This is a genomic window from Bradyrhizobium sp. AZCC 1678, from assembly GCF_036924765.1.
GTDB lineage: Bacteria > Pseudomonadota > Alphaproteobacteria > Rhizobiales > Xanthobacteraceae > Bradyrhizobium > Bradyrhizobium algeriense.
Map to the genome: position 1 here is coordinate 4,559,538 of NZ_JAZHSE010000001.1, position 16,524 is coordinate 4,576,061.

Below are 16,524 nucleotides of genomic sequence, written 5' to 3' on the forward strand. Positions count from 1 at the left end.
ATCTGAAAAGTTAGACTTACAAGAACCCGATGGAAATCCACGGGAAGATCGCCACGATAATCAGGCCGACCATCAGCGCCAACAGGTAACCCCAGATCGGCCGGATACCCTCGGCCGGATCGACGCGTCCGATGGCGCAGGCGGCATAATAGCCCACTCCGAACGGCGGAGCGAATAGCCCGATACCCATCGCGAGAATTACGATCATCGCGTAGTGCACCTCGTGGACGCCCACGGCGCGGGCGATCGGAAACAGCAACGGCCCGAACAGCACGATCGCCGGAATACCCTCGAGCACGCTCCCCAGGATCACGAAGGCCACGATCGACACCGCGATGAACGTCGCCGAACCACCGGGCAGGCCGGTCATGGCGGCCGCCAGCGTCCGCGAAAAGCCGGACTGTGTGAGGCCCCACGCCATGCCGGTGGCGCAGCCGATAATCAGCAGGATAGCGCCCGACAGGCACGCGGTCTCGACCAGCATTGGCATGATCCGCCGCCAGTCGAAATTGCGGTAGATCAAGAGGCCGTAAATCAGGTAGCCGACGATGAAGGCATAGACGATGCCGATGGTGGAAACCTCGGTCGCGGTCGCGATGCCTTCGACCACCGCGTAGCGGATCACGAATGGCAGCGCGATGGCGGGCAGGGCGATGGCAAACGCACTGGCGATCTCACCGCCGGTCGCCCGCGTGACATGGCGCAGATCCTCGTTCCGGTAGCGCCACCACACCAGCGCCGACAGCGTGATCGCCAGCACCAGACCCGGCAACAGGCCACCGGTGAACAGCGCTGCGATCGAGACGCCGGTGACGGAGCCAATGGTGATCAGCACCAGGCTCGGCGGAATGGTCTCGGTCTGTGCGCCGGTTGCAGAGAGGAGGGCGACCAGATCGCCCGGCTTGGCGCCCCGCGCCTTCATTTCCGGAAACAGCACCGGCGCCACGGCGGCCATATCGGCGGCCTTCGAGCCCGAGATGCCCGACACCAGATACATCGCCCCGACCAGTACGTAATGCAGCCCGCCGCGGACATGGCCCAGCAGGCTCGCCAGGAACGCCACCATGGCGCGCGCCATGCCGGTCATCTCGATCAGCAGACCCAGGAAGACGAACAGGGGCACCGACAGCAGGATGAGGTGGCTCATGCCCTCGTCCATGCGGCCGACCAACACCATCAGCGGCGTGCCCGTGGTCAGCGCCAGATAGCCGTAGGTCGCAAGCCCGAACCCGAACGCAATTGGTACACCTGCAAACACGCAGAAGCCGGCGACGCCGACAAAGAAGATGATCAGATTGAGATTGCCGAGCGGCTTCAGCGAGCCCCTGAGCAGCCAAAACACCGCGATGACAAGCGCGACCGACAGGATCGCAGCCAGCATGGTCCGTCCATTGCCCGACCGGGCCAGCCGCAGGAAGGCAAACAGCGCCATCAGCGCGATACCGACCGGCAGCGCCGCAGCACGCCAGATATTGCTGATCTGCAGCGCAGGCGTGGTGATGTAGCTTTCCTCGTAGGCGTATTCGTAAGCCGGCCAGGCAATCAGAACCAGAAACGCCAGTGCGGCTACGGTCGCCACCAAATCGAGATAGCCGCGCATGGCGGGCTTCGCGCTGGCGACCACCGCGGTCATCCGCATGTGCTCGGCGCGGCGGAACGCGACCGCGGCGCCCAGCATGGCGAGCCACAGGAACAGGATCGACGCCAGTTCGTCCGACCAGATCAGCGGCCGGTGCAGCGCATAACGCGCCACCACACCGGCAAACAGGATCACGATCTCGGCGACGACCAGAAGCGCCGCTGGAATCTCGACCAGCATTCCCAAGGCGTGTTCGATCGACGCCAGCAATGAGCGGCGGCGAGGGGACTGAGCCACCTCGCCGCCAACCACTTCAGTCATGTCGGCATGAGCCATGATGGCCTTCAGATGCTCAGGACAGCTTGCCCACGGACTTTTCGAGCAGCTCCCAGGCCTGGTCGCCGTATTTACCTTTCCATTCCGCGTAGAAGCCGGCGGAGCGCAGCTTGTCGCGGAACGGCGTCACGTTGGGCTGGTTGAAGGTCAGGCCCTTGCCGGCCAGTTCCTGCTGCAACCCGGCATTCAGCTTGGCGACGTCCTCGCGCTCCTTGACGGCCGCCGCGTTGATGTTCTTGGCGACGATGGTCCTGATGTCCTCAGGCAGCTTTTCCCAGGCGCGGCGGTTCGCCAGGAACCAGAAGCCGTCCCACATATGGTTGGTCAGCGAACAGAACTTCTGGACTTCATACAGCTTCGCCGTCGAGATGATCGCCAGCGGATTTTCCTGGCCCTCGACGATCCTGGTCTGCAGCGCCGAATAGACCTCGCTGAAATTGATCGAGGCGGGCGCTGCATCGAACGCCTTGAACATCGAGGTCCAGAGCGGGGAGACCGGCACGCGGATCTTGAAGCCCTTGAGGTCATCCGGGCCGTTGATCGGCTTGGTCGACGACGTGGTCTGGCGGAAGCCGTTGTCCCAGATCTTGTCCATCACCACGAGGTTCGCCTTGGTGATCTCGCCACGGATATGGGCGCCCAGGCCCCCGTCCATCGCCTTCCAGACCGTGTCGTAGTCCGGGAATGCAAAGCCGATGCCGCTGATGGACGCCGCCGGCACCAGCGTCGCCAGAATCAGCCCCGACAGCGTGAAAAACTCGACGCCGCCCGAGCGGATCTGGCTCAGCATATCGGTATCGGAACCGAGCTGGTTGTTCGGGAAAATCTGGAGGTCGAACCGGCCATTGGTCTCGGCCTTGATCGCTGCGGCCATCTCCTTGGCCCGGATGTTCAGCGGATGTCCATCAGGGAGGTTATTGGCGTATTTGTAGGTAAATTCGGCAGTCTGGGCCCGCGCCACCGGCGGCGCGCCGATGCCGCCCAAAACCGCTGACGCAGCAGATGCCTTGAGAAGCGTGCGTCGTGAAAAACTCATCCTGGTTCTCCCTTGAGAGTTATTGTTCTTGCAATGGTCCGATGTCGCGAGTCAGCGTACTCGCGCGCTTATTGCAGCGTCCGCACGCGGCGGCAACACAGGCTTTGGCGGAGCAGGATTGCTTGGGCCAAACGAACGCCTGTACAGCCGCCGGGCTGGCCTGGTTTGCTAGAAGATCCGCCTAAATATCTGATCTAATTGTAGATATAGATATTCCATAATATACCTTATGCGAATTACAGGTATCCGGCTCTCCCGGGTCGGCTGGTTTGCAAGTCCCGCATTGTGGTCTTCTCTTTCAGGCTCGTCAGGGCAAACAGATCGACGAGATCGCCAACGCTGCTGACACTACGGTGTCAGCATCCATGAAATAGGCTGCGCTATTGGGTGGTAGCAACGGGCTGGAGAAGTCGTCGTGAACAAGCAAACATTCCGCGTGGAGCCCTTGTCGACCTATATCGAGGCGCGCCGCGTTCCCGTAGCCCCCGTCGTTCGGCACGGAGACCTGGTCTATGTGTCCCAGCACCCGCCTTATGACCCGGTAACCGGAGAGATAAAGCGCGTGTCGATAGAGAGGCAGACAGAGATCGTTCTTGATCAGATGAAATTGTGTCTGGAAGCGGCCGGAACGTCACTCGAAAAGGTCATCAAGAGTAACGTGTATTGCAATGATCCAATTCACTTTCAGACGATCAACGCGGTATACGCACGGTATTTTCCAACGGATCCTCCTGCCCGTAGTTTTATCTTCGTTTCCGGTTGGCACGGTCCATTTGACGTCGAGGTTGATTGTATTGCCGGGGTCTGACGGGCGCCCGTCCGGGCGTGCCGTGAAGACTTGCTACCTGCCCTTGAACCGCGGTTTGCGGCGGCCCAGAAACGCTTCCACGCCTTCCTTGTGATCCTCGCTCATGCTCGCCAGCGCAAACTGGTCGAGGTCCATGTGGCTCGCCAGATCGTCGAGCGCATGCGCCAGGCGGTTGACGGTCAGCTTGGTCATGGCGACCGACAGCGGCGGCTGGGCGGCCACCTTGGCGGCGAGTGCCATTGCCGCGTCAAACGCTTTGCCGGGTTCAGCCACCTCCTCCACCAGCCGCCATTCATAGGCGTCAGCGGCCGAGATGCGCTGGTCGGCCAGGATGACGGCCTGCTTGGTGCGGGCCGGTCCCATCAAATGCAGCATGCGCGGCACGCTCTGCCAGCTCATGTTCATGCCAAGCCCGATCTCGGGCACGCGCATATGAGCGTCGCTGGCCATCACGCGGAAATCCAATGCGACCGCGAGCGCAACGCCACCGCCGACGCAAAATCCCTCGATGGCGCCGATCGTGATCTGCTCCATCTCCTGCCAGGCCCGCGTTAGCCGCGGTCCAAGTTTCAGGTGCCGGCGCAGCGCGCCGAGATCCATGGACTTGCGAGACCGGCCTTCGGGGTCCTTGAGGTCGAAGCCGGCGCTGAACGATTTGGCGCCGCCGGCCAGCACCACGACCGAGGTCTCGCCGTCATCCTCAAAACTGCGAGCGGCGTCCGTGAGCTGGCGTAACGCCTCCGGCGACAACGCATTGATGCCGTCGCCGCGGTCGAAACGCACGACCGCGATGCGGCCATCCGGTCCCAGGCCCTTTTCGATCTTCACAAATTCGGCCAACGCATTGCCTCCCTGCCCGTCATTTTTCCGAAGTCTAGCTCAGAAATAAATTTGGCGGACCAGTATCCTTCGCCGGTTCCCATTCGTCCTGTTCGAGAAAACCGCATCCGCTTCGCGTTGAGGGGATCGAACAAGGAGCATTTTACGCATGGGACCGTCATATCGTTGGGTGATCGTCGGTGTGGGCGCGCTGATGACGTGCGTTGGCATTGGCGCAATGTTCTCGCTCGCCGTGTATCTGGAGCCGATGTCCGCGGAAACGGGCTGGTCACGCGCCGGGATCTCGGGCGCGATGACCATCGACTTTCTTACGATGGGAATAGCCGGCTTCGCTTGGGGAGCGGTCAACGACCGGTTTGGTACGCGTCCCGTCGTCTTGAGCGGCGCCCTGCTCCTGGGCCTTGGTTTGTTTCTCGCCAGCCGCTCGACCTCGCTGATCGAATTCCAGCTCACCTACGGCATCCTCATCGGCCTTGCCGCGGGCGCTTTCTTCGCGCCGATGATCGCGGCCGCGACAGTTTGGTTCGACAACAACCGCAGCCTCGCAGTATCGCTGGTGTCCGCAGGCATGGGCGTCGCGCCGATGACCATCTCGCCGTTCGCGCGTTGGCTGATCTCGACCTACGATTGGCGTACCGCGATGATGACGGTGGGCCTGATGGCGTGGGCGTTGCTGATCCCGGCGGCGCTGTTGGTGCGGCAGGCGCCGGAGGCAACGCCGTCACGTGCGGCGGCAAAGGGCGCTGCCGGCGATCCCGGAGCCGGCTTGTCCGTTGCGGCAGCGCTTCGTTCGCCCCAGTTCCTGGTGCTGGCGCTGACCTTCTTCGCCTGCTGCGCCGCGCATTCAGGACCGATCTTCCACATGGTCAGCTACGCGATGCTCTGCGGCATCCCGGCGATGACCGCGGTCAGCATTTATAGCGTCGAAGGCCTGTCCGGGCTGGGTGGCCGCCTCCTCCTCGGCATCCTCGCCGACCGGTTCGGCGCGAAGCGGGTTCTGATCGGCGGGCTGCTGGTGCAGGCGCTGGCGATCGGGACCTATCTCTACGTGAGCAAACTGGGCGAATTCTATGCGCTCGCGATCGTCTTCGGGACCGCCTATGGCGGCGTGATGCCGCTCTACGCCGTGCTCGCGCGCGAATATTTTGGTCCCCGGATCATGGGAACGGTGTTCGGAGCCGCAACGATGGTGTCGAGCCTCGGCATGGCCCTTGGGCCCTGGATCGGTGGTATGATCTTCGACACGTTTCATGACTATCGCTGGCTGTACATCGGCGCGCTCAGCGTCGGGCTTGGCGCGATGGCGATTGCGCTCGCCTTCCCGCCGCTGCCTTCGAAATCTCGCGAAAGGCTGCAGCCGGCATGAGTGCCGGCTTAAAGGTGACCCGTGCGATGGTGCTCCGGCTTGCCGCCGGGCACCGGAAAACGGATCGTGGTGCCGAGCGTGATCCAGTTGGCGTTCTCACCCGAAATGTTGCGGCCGTAGATCAGGTCGACCGAGAAAATCTCGTTCGGCCGGTAGCGCACGCCGGTTTGAAACCGCGGCTGTACCGCGCTCGGAATATCGGACTGCCCGGCCTGGCCGAACGCTTCGATCGTCCACTGCAAGGTGTCGGTAAACTTCCAGTCGAATCCGATGCCGTAGAGCAGATAGTGGCGATCGACGCTGCGGTCCCACAGCCAGCCGCCGTTGACGTTGATGCGCATAGTCTCGTTCAGCCGGAACGTCGCGGGGATCACAGCAAAGGCCGAGACGTGTTCGCCGGTCAGCGCATCGAAACCTCCGCCGGCGTAGAACGAGATGCCAAGCCTGCCGACCCCAGTTGGCGCAATGTTCATCTTGGCTTTTGGCTGGATCGTGGTACCCCATTCACCATCGCTGCGCGCGCGGCTGGTGAACATGCTCAACTCAACGGCCTTGAACGCATTGACCACGCAGGATGGATTGGCGACCGCCGTAAAATCGGTGTTGGAAGCCGACGACAGCCAGCTCTCGACCTTGCACGAGCCGGCCTCTCCAATGTCGGCCGCATCGACCGCATAGGCGCCATTCGCCGCCCGCGCCTCTCCGGCCGGAAGCCAGGCCAAAATGGCCACGGCCGCCGCTATTTTGGTGCACCCTGCCCTGATCCCCATGGGCAAATGCTAGCAGAGTCCCTGCCTCGACATAGCCCGGATTTTGCGACTATCCTGACGGCATGAGCGACCATGATCACCATCACCACGGCCACCACCACGATCACGACCACTCCGAGTTGTCGGAGACCGAGCTGCGCGTGCGCGCGCTGGAATCGATCCTGACCGAGAAAGGCTATGTCGATCCGGCGTCCCTCGATCTCCTGATCGATCTCTATGAAAAGAAGATCGGACCGCGCAACGGCGTTCGCGTGGTCGCCAAGGCCTGGACCGATCCGGCCTACCACGCCCGCTTGATGAAGGACGCGACGGCGGCGATTGCGGAACTCGACTATTCCGGCCGCCAGGGCGAGCACATGGTCGTCGTGGAGAACACGCCCGAGCAGCACAATATGGTCGTGTGCACGTTGTGCTCCTGCTACCCGCATCCCGTTCTGGGATTGCCCCCGGTCTGGTACAAATCGGCGCCCTATCGCTCGCGCGCCGTCTCCGATCCGCGCGGCGTGTTGAAGGATTTCGGCGTGACGCTGCCGGACGCCACCAAGATCCGCGTCTGGGATTCTACGGCGGAGATCCGCTACCTCGTGCTGCCGATGCGCCCTGAGGGCACCGAGGGCTGGAGCGCCGAGCAGCTCGCCGAGCTCGTCACCCGCGACAGCATGATCGGCACGGGCCTGCCGAAACAGCCGGACGGGACTGCCTGATGGACGGCGCACATGACATGGGCGGCGCCAAGGGTTTTGGCCCGGTCGTACCCGAGCCGAACGAGCCGGTGTTTCACGGCGACTGGGAGCGCCGCGCCTTTGCGCTGACGGTCGCAATGGCGCGTCCGGGTGGCTGGAACATCGACATGTCGCGGTTTGCGCGCGAGAACCGGCCGCCTGAGGATTATCTCAGCAAGAGCTATTTCCAGATTTGGCTGGCCGGGCTGGAAACGCTGATGATCGAGCGCGGGCTGGTGACGCGTGAGGAGATCGAAGCCGGCAAGGTGCTGTCGCCGCCCAAGCCCGGCGTCACGCCGATCGCGCCAACTGAGGTGACGCCGGCGATCCGCCGCGGCGGCCCGACCGAACGCGAACCGAAAGCGCCCGCGATGTTTGCCGTCGGCGAGACCGTGCGGATGAAGGACATCCACCCGGTGACGCATACGCGGCTGCCGCAATATGTCCGCGGCCATCTCGGCACTATCGAGCTCAATCATGGCTGCCACGTCTTCCCCGACACCAACTCGCTCGGCAAGGGCGAGGACCCGCAATGGCTCTACACCGTGTGTTTCGATGGGCCGGAGCTATGGGGCAAAGACGGAGATCCCACGCTCAGCGTCTCCGTCGACGCCTGGGAATCCTATCTGGAGCGCGTTTGATGAATCTGACCCCGCAACAGGCGATGCGGGCGGCCATCGCCGTCCCCGGCGTGCCCCGTGACGAGGACGGCCCGGTGTTTCGTGAGCCGTGGGAGGCGCGCGCCTTCGCCATGGCGCTGGCGCTGCATGAAGCCGGCGTCTTCACCTGGAAGGAATGGGCGGAGACGCTGGGCGCACAAATCAAGCGTGCGCAGGCCGAAGGCGATCCAGATACCGGCGAAACCTATTACCGGCACTGGCTCGCCACGCTGGAAACGCTGGTCGCCGCCAAGGGCGTTACTACATCGGATGTTCTGCATCGCTACCGCGACGCCTGGGACCACGCCGCCGACCGCACGCCGCACGGCGCGCCGATCGAGCTGACGCCCGGGGATTTTGGGAAGTAGCTCGGCGTCCCCAGTCGTCATACCCGCGGAGGCGGGTATCCAGTACGCTGCGGCTTATCGGCTCACACGCAGGTCTCCGGGATACTGGATCGCCCGCCCCAGTGCGCAATTGCGCACAAGGCGGGCGACGACAACGGCAGTGTGCGGCACGCTACGTCCCCGCATATTCCCGCCAGCCCTTCGCCCGCAGCGCGCAGGCCGGGCATTCGCCGCAGCCATAGCCCCAATCGTGCTGCGCGCCGCGTTCGCCGAGGTAACAGGTGTGGGAGTGCTCGCGGATCAGGTCGACCAGCCCTGCCCCGCCGAGTTCGTTCGCGAGTTTCCAGGTCGAAGCCTTGTCGAGCCACATCAGCGGCGTATGCAGCTCAAAGTTCTTCGCCATGCCGAGATTGAGCGCCGACTGCAGCGCCTTGATGGTCTCGTCGCGGCAGTCCGGATAGCCGGAGTAGTCAGTCTCGCACATGCCGCCGATGATGTGGCGGATGCCGCGCCGGTACGCCAGCGCCGCCGCGAAGGTCAGAAACACCAGGTTGCGACCCGGCACGAAGGTGTTCGGCAGGCCATCCGCGCCCATTTCGATCGCGACGTCGCGGGTCAGCGCGGTATCGGAAATCACGGCCAGTGTCGGGATTTCCAACGTGTGGCTGTCGCCGAGTTTTGCCGCCCAATCCGGCCGCAACGATTTGATGCCTGCCAGCAGGCGGTCGCGGCATTCCAGCTCGATCGCATGGCGCTGACCGTAGCTGAAGCCGAGCATTTCGACGCGGGCGAAGCGCTGCAGCGCCCAGGCAAGGCAGGTGGTGGAATCCTGCCCCCCGGAAAACAGCACCAGCGCGGTTTCAGACTGGGATTGATCGGTCATGGGGTGCACTTACCACCGCGAGATACTCCCGCCAATCGTTGTGACAGTCTGTTCCATCATATCCGCCACAGCCTCAGGCACTCAAAATCGTTACGCTTTATTAACTACATGGCGGTTCAATATTGCTGCCAGAGGCGGCTTCTGCCGAGCGGCTAGTAAATTTAATTGCACCCTATTGGGCCGCGAACGGCCGCCTAGCCCATTCAATGCGCGTCGAGCCGTCGGTTGGCCGCCGGCAGCCACAGGGCGCGGAAGGCGGCATTCCCAATGAGTGGACGTATCCGAACGCGCCTGCTGGCTCTCGTCACAGCCGCCATTCTGCCGCTGCTGCTTCTGGCGGCCGTTTTTCTTTGGGAACGGTTCAACGAAGATTTTGCGAACACCCGGACCGCTGCGATTAACGCGGCGCACACGGCAGCGGCGCGCGTCGATGACCACGTCAACGACGTGAATACCTTGCTGCTCGTTATCGGCAAAATGATTTCCACCAATCCGGCGGATGCCGAAAAGAACGACGTGATTCTTTCCAAGGTAAAGGCCGACCTGCCGTCCTATTTGAACAACATTCTGCTGTTCGACCTGGCAGGCAACAACATCGGAACGTCGCAGTGGCCTGTGGAGGATCGAAGCAAGCTTTCCGGAATCGGGCGAAGCTATTTCAAACCGGCGCGCGAAGGAAAGCTCACGATAAGCGAGCCGCTCGTAAGCCGGCTGAACTCCGAGTGGGTTGCCGCTGAGGCGCGTCCGGTTCTTGACGACGCCGGCTCGATACTGGCCGTCATCGTCACGGGCATGAGACTGGCGCGCATCAACGAGATCGTGGATTCCGCAAAGCTGCCGCCCGGAAGTGCCGTGAGGATTCTCAACGAGAACGGCATCGTGATCGGCCGCACGGATCGTCCTGAATGGACGGGCCGCAACGTGAGCAACGACCCGATCGTGGCTCGTCATCTCGGTTCCGGCGAGGCAGGCGAAGAGTTGGCCTGGCTCGATGGCGTCACGCGCGTAACAGCAACCACCAGGGCGCGTACCGTTCCCTGGGTCGTGACGGTCGGCTTGCCCCCTGTGCAAATCTCCAACGTATTCAAGCACTCACAATGGGCGTTTATCTCGACCGCATTGGCGGTGGCGTTGGCGTACCTGCTGGCCTGGCTGCTTTCATCGGGAATAGTCCGTCCAATACGGCAACTGCAGCGCGATGCCACCATTGTCGGGGAAGGAAACGCCGATCACCGCTCGCACGTTCAGGCAAAGGGCGAGTTGGGCGAGTTGGCAAACACCTTCAACAGCATGGCGGCTTCCCTGCAGCAGCAATCGACGGAGCTGAAGCGGGCAAACATGCAGTTCGATGCTGCCATCGCCAATATTTCGCAAGGCATTTGCATGTTCAGTGCGGACAAGCGGCTGGTGATCTCAAACGATCGCTTCCGGCAGATGTATAATCTGACTGAAAAGCAGGTCGAGCCCGGCACGCCGCTGGCCCAACTTCTGCAATGTCACGTCGCAAACGGTGAAAAAAGCGACCTGTCCGTCGAAGAACATGCCCAGAGAATGCCTACATTGGCCTCCGAGACATTCACGCTCGCGGACGGTCGTGTGATCCTTATTCGACGAACGACGATGTCGAACGGCGGCTGGGTTGCGACTCACGATGATATCACCGAGCAGAAGCGCGCCGAGGCCATGTTGGCCGAAAAGGCCCGCGAGGCGGAACAGGCTAGTCTCGCCAAGTCCGAGTTTCTGAGTTCGATGAGTCACGAGATCCGGACGCCGCTCAATGGCGTGATTGGCATGACCGGACTGCTGCTGGACACCGAACTCGATCCGCGGCAGCGCGCCTACGCGGAGATGGCGCGCCAATCGGGAGAAGCCCTGCTCGGGGTGATCAACGACGTTCTCGATTTTTCGAAGATCGAGGCCGGGAAGATAGAACTCGAAGTCATCGAATTCGATCTGTACGACGTCGTCGAGGGCGTCACCGGGATGGTGGCAGTCAATGCCGCCTCCAAGGGATTGGAGCTGGCGAGTTTGATCGATCACGACCTGCCGACGACGTTGCGTGGCGATCCGTTCCGTTTGCGCCAAATTCTTACAAACCTGGCCGGCAACGCGGTCAAATTCACGGAACGCGGCGAGGTGGTGTTGCGCGCCAGGTTGGATGCGGAGAGCGACGATCGCCTGAAGGTTCGTTTCGAGGTTCGCGACACAGGGATCGGTATCTCTGCGGAACAACAGTCCCATCTCTTCGATGCGTTTACGCAAGCCGACCTTTCGACGACCCGGAAATATGGCGGGACCGGGCTCGGTCTGGCCATTTGCGCGCGGCTGGTAGGTCTGATGGGCGGCGAGATCGGCGTGGAAAGCGGGCTGGGAAAAGGCAGCACGTTCTGGTTCACGGTGCCGCTTGACCGTTCGTCGAAGCCAGTCCAGCGGCGGCGCATGGACCTCCGGGGGTTGCGGGTACTTGCTGTCGACGACAATGCGGTCAATCGAGCGATCCTGCATGAGCACATCGTCGGCTGGAAAATGCGCAATGGCAGCGCCGAATCCGGTATTCGCGCGCTGGAAATGCTGCGCGCCGCGGTCGCTCGCGCCGAGCCGTATGACGTGGCGATTGTCGATATGCAGATGCCGGGCATAGACGGACCCGCCCTCGGCCGTGCCATCAAGGCTGATCCTGCCATTGCCGGTACGCGGTTGATCCTGCTGACGTCGATCAGCCACGCCGGTTCCCAGCCGAACCGTGAAGGCCTGTTCGACGCATGCCTCACCAAGCCGGCGCGGCAATCCGCGCTCTATGATTGCCTGGCCGACGTGATGGCAGAGCCGGATAGTGTCAGGAAGGAATTTCTGCGGGTCGAAATCCCGGATCCTCGTGGGCAAAACGCGCCGCAACGAGATGCGCGTATTCTGGTCGCCGAGGACAATATCGTGAACCAGAAGGTGGCCATCGGTATTCTCGCATCCCTCGGCTTTCGCGCCGATGTCGTGGCCAACGGCCTCGAAGCTGTTGAAGCTGTCGGCCGGATCCCCTACGCCGCGATTCTGATGGACTGCCAGATGCCGGAGATGGATGGCTACGAGGCCGCCCGGGCGATCCGACTGCGCGAAGGAACCGGTCGGCGTACGCCAATCATCGCGCTCACGGCTGATGTCATGAAGGACGCGCGCGCCAAGAGCCTGTCCGCCGGAATGGACGACCACATCACCAAACCGCTCAAGCCTTCCGAGCTTGCCGCTGCTCTCGACCGATCGTTGCCGACGTTTGCAGCGGTCGAATCCCCGCCTCTCGCGGCGGAGCCGCAATCCGACGACGTGGTTGATCGCGCCGTGCTCGACGGACTGCGCTCGCTTGAGAGAGCCGGCTCGCCCGGCCTGGTCGAAGCACTGGTAGATTGCTTCCTTGAGGAAACCCCGCGCCAGTTGGCCGAGATGCGGAATTCGGCCCAACTGGGCGATGCGGTGCATCTGACCAGGCTCGCCCACAAGCTGAAGGGAAGCCTTGCCAATCTGGGCGCTCATGGAATGGTCCGGACCTGCGCCGAACTGGAAACGCTTGGCCGAAGCGGTGATACCGGTGTCGCACCGCAGCTGGTCGCGGATCTTGAGCGGCAGTTCAATACGGTCAGCAGTGCGCTGCGGTCCGAAATTGTAAAGGCATGAGCCATGCGCATCCTCGTCGCCGAAGATGACACTGCATCACGGCTGATCATCGAGGCCGCCGTAACATCGTTGGGCCATGAGTGCATCAAGGCGATCAGTGGTGAGGAGGCATGGCGACTTTTTGAGACGGTCGACGTGGACGTTGTCATCAGCGATCGCAGCATGCCGGGAATGGACGGCATTGAACTGTGTCGCCGGGTCCGGGCGAGCAACAAGGACTCCTACACCTATTTCATCTTCCTGACGATCTTCGACGAAAGGGCTGATGTCATAAGTGGCATGGAGGCCGGCGCGGACGACTACCTCTTCAAACCCCTCGATGCCGGGGAGTTGAAGCTTCGCCTGCATGTCGCCTCGCGGGTTACGGCGCTTCACCGGCAGTTATTCCGGCAGGCGGCGGAGCTCGAGCAGCTCAATCGTCGGCTTTTCGACCAGTCGCGCACGGACTCGCTGACCGGGCTGGGCAGCCGCCTCAAGCTGAACGAGGACCTCGATGCGATTTACGCGCAGCTGGAGCGCTATGGGCGCAGCTACTGCGCGATCATGTGCGACGTCGATTACTTCAAAGCTTACAACGACAATGAAGGCCATCTTGCCGGCGACAGGGTACTCCAGCTTGTGGCACGGACACTGTTGAGCACGTGCCGGAATGGCGACCAAATCTATCGTTATGGTGGCGAAGAATTCCTGATCCTGTTGCCCGAACAAGATCTCGAGGCGGGGCTTGTCGCGGCCAATCGCTTCCGTCAAGCCATCCAGGAAATAGCGATCCCGCACGATGGCAACCCTGCAAACGGGATCGTGACCATCAGCGCCGGGGTAGCGTCTTTCTCGGAGCCCGAGAACAAGTCGATCGAGGGTTGGCTGACTGAGGCTGACGCTGCGCTCTATCGTGCAAAACAAGCCGGGCGCAACCGCGTCGAGACGCATCAGCAACCATCGGCGGTGCCGGAGCCGTCGAGCAAGCCTTCGCTCGTGGACATCAGAACGACTGTAACCTGACCGTTCACCAGATCGTCGAATTAGGGCATGGGTTGTGCGTCCACCGGCCGGGGCTGTGGCCAATCGGTGGAAAATCGCGCCTATTTCGGCTCGTTCCGCTGGGATCGCCGCGCCGCTTGCGGCATAAAGCGGCTCGTTCTCCCAAGCGACGGAAATCCCATGACCCCTTCCCGCGATATTTCCCGCCTCATTGAGATCATGGCGGCGCTGCGCACGCCGGTAACGGGCTGTCCATGGGACCTCGAGCAGAATTTTGCGACGATCGCGCCCTACACCATCGAGGAAGCCTATGAGGTGGCCGACGCGATCACCCGCGGCGACTTCGATGATCTCCGCGAGGAACTGGGTGATCTCCTGCTGCAGGTCGTCTATCACGCCCGCATGGCGGAAGAGCAAAACGCCTTTGCATTCGGCGAAGTGGTCGAGGCGATCACAACGAAGTTGATCCGTCGCCATCCGCATGTGTTCGCCGACAAGGACGGCAATATCGCCCCCGCCGGCGTCAAAAGCGCCTGGGAACGCATCAAGGCCGAGGAAAAGGCCGAGCGCGCGGCACGGCGGCCGCCGGAAGAAACCGCGCATCAATCGCTGCTATCGGGCGTCAAGGCCGGCCAGCCCGCTCTGACGCGGGCGATGGAATTGCAGCGCAAGGCGTCGACCGTCGGCTTCGATTGGAACGATCCCCGCGCGGTGCTCAGCAAGATCCGCGAAGAGGCCGACGAGATCGAGGCCGCGCTCGACAACGGCGATGCGGACGAACTCGCCGCCGAGACAGGCGATCTCCTGTTCGCGCTGGTCAATCTGGCGCGCCATGTTGGCGCCGATCCGGAAAGCGCACTGCGCGGCACCAACGCCAAATTCGAACGCCGCTTTGCCTATATCGAGCGTGCGCTCTCCGCGAGAGGACGCTCACTCGAGGACGCGACGCTGGAAGAAATGGACGCGCTGTGGAACGAGGCGAAGGATGCGGAACAGCTCCCATCGTCGTCCCGGCCAAGCGAAGCGCGAGCCGGGACCCACACCGCGGAATCTCACGATAAGGCACGCGGCTAGTATCGCGCATACTACAGCCTGTGGCTGTGGGTCCCCGCTCCCGTGCGCAATTGCGCACTAGGCGGGGACGACAACTGCTATGGGGCCGAATGCGGCACGGCATCGAACCGCGACACCACGATGTCGCGTTTGGTCTCGTCGACGCGCACGGTCATGTCGAAGCGCCCGTCGTGGAGCTCCTTGTTGAGCACTTCGGCATTGCGGTGCAGCCAGCTGATGCCGGCGCCGTCGGAAGCATCGATCGAGAGATCGAGCGTCGTGCGTGTCGCCGCCAGCCGATCCTCGATCGCGGTCAACAGCTCGTTCACGCCCTCGCCTGATACGGCGGACACCAGGAAACACGGCCGCTCCGGCGGACGTCGTGATGCGATGTTGCGCAGGTTCTCGCGCTCCTCGGGATCAAAGCGATCGATCTTGTTCCAGACTTCGATGATGCGAGCGCCAGAGTCGGGGTCGATGCCGAGCTGGCGCAGCACGGCGTCGACGTCACGCTCCTGCGCCTCCGCGTCTTCGTGCGAGATGTCGCGGACGTGCAGAATGATATCGGCCTCCAGCACCTCTTCCAGCGTGGCGCGAAACGCCGCGACGAGTTGTGTCGGCAGGTTGGAAATGAATCCGACGGTATCTGACAACATCGCCTTGCCGCCATGCGGCAGGCTCAGCGCGCGCAAGGTGGGGTCAAGCGTCGCAAACAGCATGTCGGCCGCCTGCACGTCGGCGCGCGTGAGCCGGTTGAACAGCGTCGACTTGCCGGCGTTGGTATAGCCGACCAGCGCCACTACGCGATACGGCACGCGCTGCCGGCCGGCGCGATGCAGCCGCCGCGTCGCCTGCACTTTCTTCAGTTCATTTTCCAACCGTGCGATGCGATCGCCGATCAGGCGGCGGTCGGCTTCGATCTGGGTTTCGCCGGGGCCGCCCATGAATCCGAAGCCGCCACGCTGGCGTTCCAGATGGGTCCAGGAGCGCACCAGCCGGCTGCGTTGGTAATTCAGATGCGCAAGCTCGACCTGCAGCGCGCCTTCCTTGGTCTTGGCGCGGCGGCCGAAGATTTCCAGGATCAGGCCGGTACGGTCGAGAACCTTGCTGTTCCACGCCTTCTCGAGATTGCGCTGCTGGATCGGCGACAGCGCACAATCCATCACCACGAGTTCGATGTCGTGGCCCGCGATGAGGCCGGTGATCTCCTCGACCTTGCCCTTGCCGAGATAGGTCGCAGGCCGGATCTGGCTGATTGGCGCGATCAGGGCATCGGCGATCGTGAGGTCGATGGCGCGCGCTAGACCCGTCGCTTCCTCGAGCCGGGCCTCGGAATCGCGCACGACATCGTTCGTCTGCGCATCGGCCTCGCCGCGGCGCATTCGCAGATAAGGGCCGATGACGATCACCCGCCCGCTTTGCTTACCCTCCGCCGACCGCGGACGGTCGGCGATCCCTTCACGGTTGAGGGGTTCCAATCA

Annotated in this window: 14 protein-coding genes; 8 read left to right on the plus strand and 6 right to left on the minus strand. The window is 62.7% G+C overall.

Annotated elements, in window-relative coordinates; genetic code table 11:
• Positions 1–16: 16 nt before the first annotated feature.
• The gene (locus V1294_RS21490; RefSeq protein WP_334499922.1) at positions 17–1,915 is read right to left on the minus strand and encodes a TRAP transporter large permease; all 1,899 of its coding nucleotides are present in this window, start codon (positions 1,913–1,915) and stop codon (positions 17–19) included.
• Between the two features lie 16 nt (positions 1,916–1,931).
• Complete coding sequence (locus V1294_RS21495; RefSeq protein ID WP_334499925.1) at positions 1,932–2,951, minus strand: TRAP transporter substrate-binding protein; 1,020 nt, start codon at positions 2,949–2,951, stop codon at positions 1,932–1,934.
• Between the two features lie 415 nt (positions 2,952–3,366).
• Here V1294_RS21495 and V1294_RS21500 point away from each other — a divergent pair, with 415 nt between their 5' ends.
• A complete protein-coding gene (locus V1294_RS21500) occupies positions 3,367–3,759 on the plus strand; it encodes a RidA family protein (protein ID WP_334499928.1) in 393 nt (130 codons plus the stop codon).
• A 33-nt stretch (positions 3,760–3,792) separates the two neighbouring features.
• On the opposite strand, the gene V1294_RS21505 is transcribed toward V1294_RS21500, so the two are convergent.
• The gene (locus V1294_RS21505) at positions 3,793–4,599 is read right to left on the minus strand and encodes an enoyl-CoA hydratase/isomerase family protein (RefSeq protein ID WP_334499930.1); all 807 of its coding nucleotides are present in this window, start codon (positions 4,597–4,599) and stop codon (positions 3,793–3,795) included.
• 148 nt (positions 4,600–4,747) lie between these two features.
• Between V1294_RS21505 and V1294_RS21510 the strand changes: the two genes are divergently transcribed.
• Entirely contained in the window at positions 4,748–5,965 is a 1,218-nt protein-coding gene (locus tag V1294_RS21510; RefSeq protein ID WP_334499934.1) for an MFS transporter, read from the plus strand.
• An 8-nt stretch (positions 5,966–5,973) separates the two neighbouring features.
• Here V1294_RS21510 and V1294_RS21515 read toward each other — a convergent pair whose 3' ends face one another.
• Positions 5,974–6,735 carry a hypothetical protein gene (locus V1294_RS21515; RefSeq protein ID WP_334499938.1) on the minus strand — a complete coding sequence of 254 codons (762 nt, stop codon included), beginning with the start codon at positions 6,733–6,735 and terminating at the stop codon, positions 5,974–5,976.
• A 62-nt stretch (positions 6,736–6,797) separates the two neighbouring features.
• On the opposite strand from V1294_RS21515, the gene nthA reads away from it, so the two are divergent.
• The 3 genes from nthA to V1294_RS21530 are packed head-to-tail and all read left to right on the plus strand — an operon-like array spanning position 6,798 to position 8,484.
• A complete protein-coding gene (gene nthA / locus V1294_RS21520; RefSeq protein ID WP_334499940.1) occupies positions 6,798–7,439 on the plus strand; it encodes a nitrile hydratase subunit alpha in 642 nt (213 codons plus the stop codon).
• Complete coding sequence (gene nthB, locus V1294_RS21525; protein WP_334499942.1) at positions 7,439–8,098, plus strand: nitrile hydratase subunit beta; 660 nt, start codon at positions 7,439–7,441, stop codon at positions 8,096–8,098. The genes nthA and nthB overlap by 1 nt, the downstream gene beginning before the upstream one ends.
• A complete protein-coding gene (locus V1294_RS21530; RefSeq protein WP_334499944.1) occupies positions 8,098–8,484 on the plus strand; it encodes a nitrile hydratase accessory protein in 387 nt (128 codons plus the stop codon). The genes nthB and V1294_RS21530 overlap by 1 nt, the downstream gene beginning before the upstream one ends.
• Before the next feature lie 151 nt (positions 8,485–8,635).
• Here the strand turns inward: V1294_RS21530 and queC are convergent, their stop codons facing one another.
• Positions 8,636–9,346 carry a 7-cyano-7-deazaguanine synthase QueC gene (gene queC / locus V1294_RS21535; RefSeq protein WP_334499947.1) on the minus strand — a complete coding sequence of 237 codons (711 nt, stop codon included), beginning with the start codon at positions 9,344–9,346 and terminating at the stop codon, positions 8,636–8,638.
• A gap of 267 nt (positions 9,347–9,613) precedes the next feature.
• On the opposite strand from queC, the gene V1294_RS21540 reads away from it, so the two are divergent.
• The 3 genes from V1294_RS21540 (at position 9,614) to mazG (ending at position 15,064) form a co-directional block, all read left to right on the plus strand.
• Positions 9,614–13,009 (plus strand): response regulator, encoded by a 3,396-nt coding sequence (locus tag V1294_RS21540; protein ID WP_334499950.1) that lies wholly within the window; start codon positions 9,614–9,616, stop codon positions 13,007–13,009.
• A 3-nt stretch (positions 13,010–13,012) separates the two neighbouring features.
• On the plus strand, positions 13,013–14,011 hold the full coding sequence (locus V1294_RS21545) for a GGDEF domain-containing response regulator (RefSeq protein WP_334499952.1): 999 nt from the start codon (positions 13,013–13,015) through the stop codon (positions 14,009–14,011).
• Between the two features lie 159 nt (positions 14,012–14,170).
• The gene (gene mazG, locus V1294_RS21550) at positions 14,171–15,064 is read left to right on the plus strand and encodes a nucleoside triphosphate pyrophosphohydrolase (RefSeq protein WP_334499953.1); all 894 of its coding nucleotides are present in this window, start codon (positions 14,171–14,173) and stop codon (positions 15,062–15,064) included.
• Between the two features lie 77 nt (positions 15,065–15,141).
• Here mazG and hflX read toward each other — a convergent pair whose 3' ends face one another.
• Positions 15,142–16,521, minus strand: coding sequence for a GTPase HflX (gene hflX / locus V1294_RS21555; protein WP_334499954.1), 1,380 nt, complete (start codon positions 16,519–16,521; stop codon positions 15,142–15,144).
• Positions 16,522–16,524 lie beyond the last annotated feature (3 nt).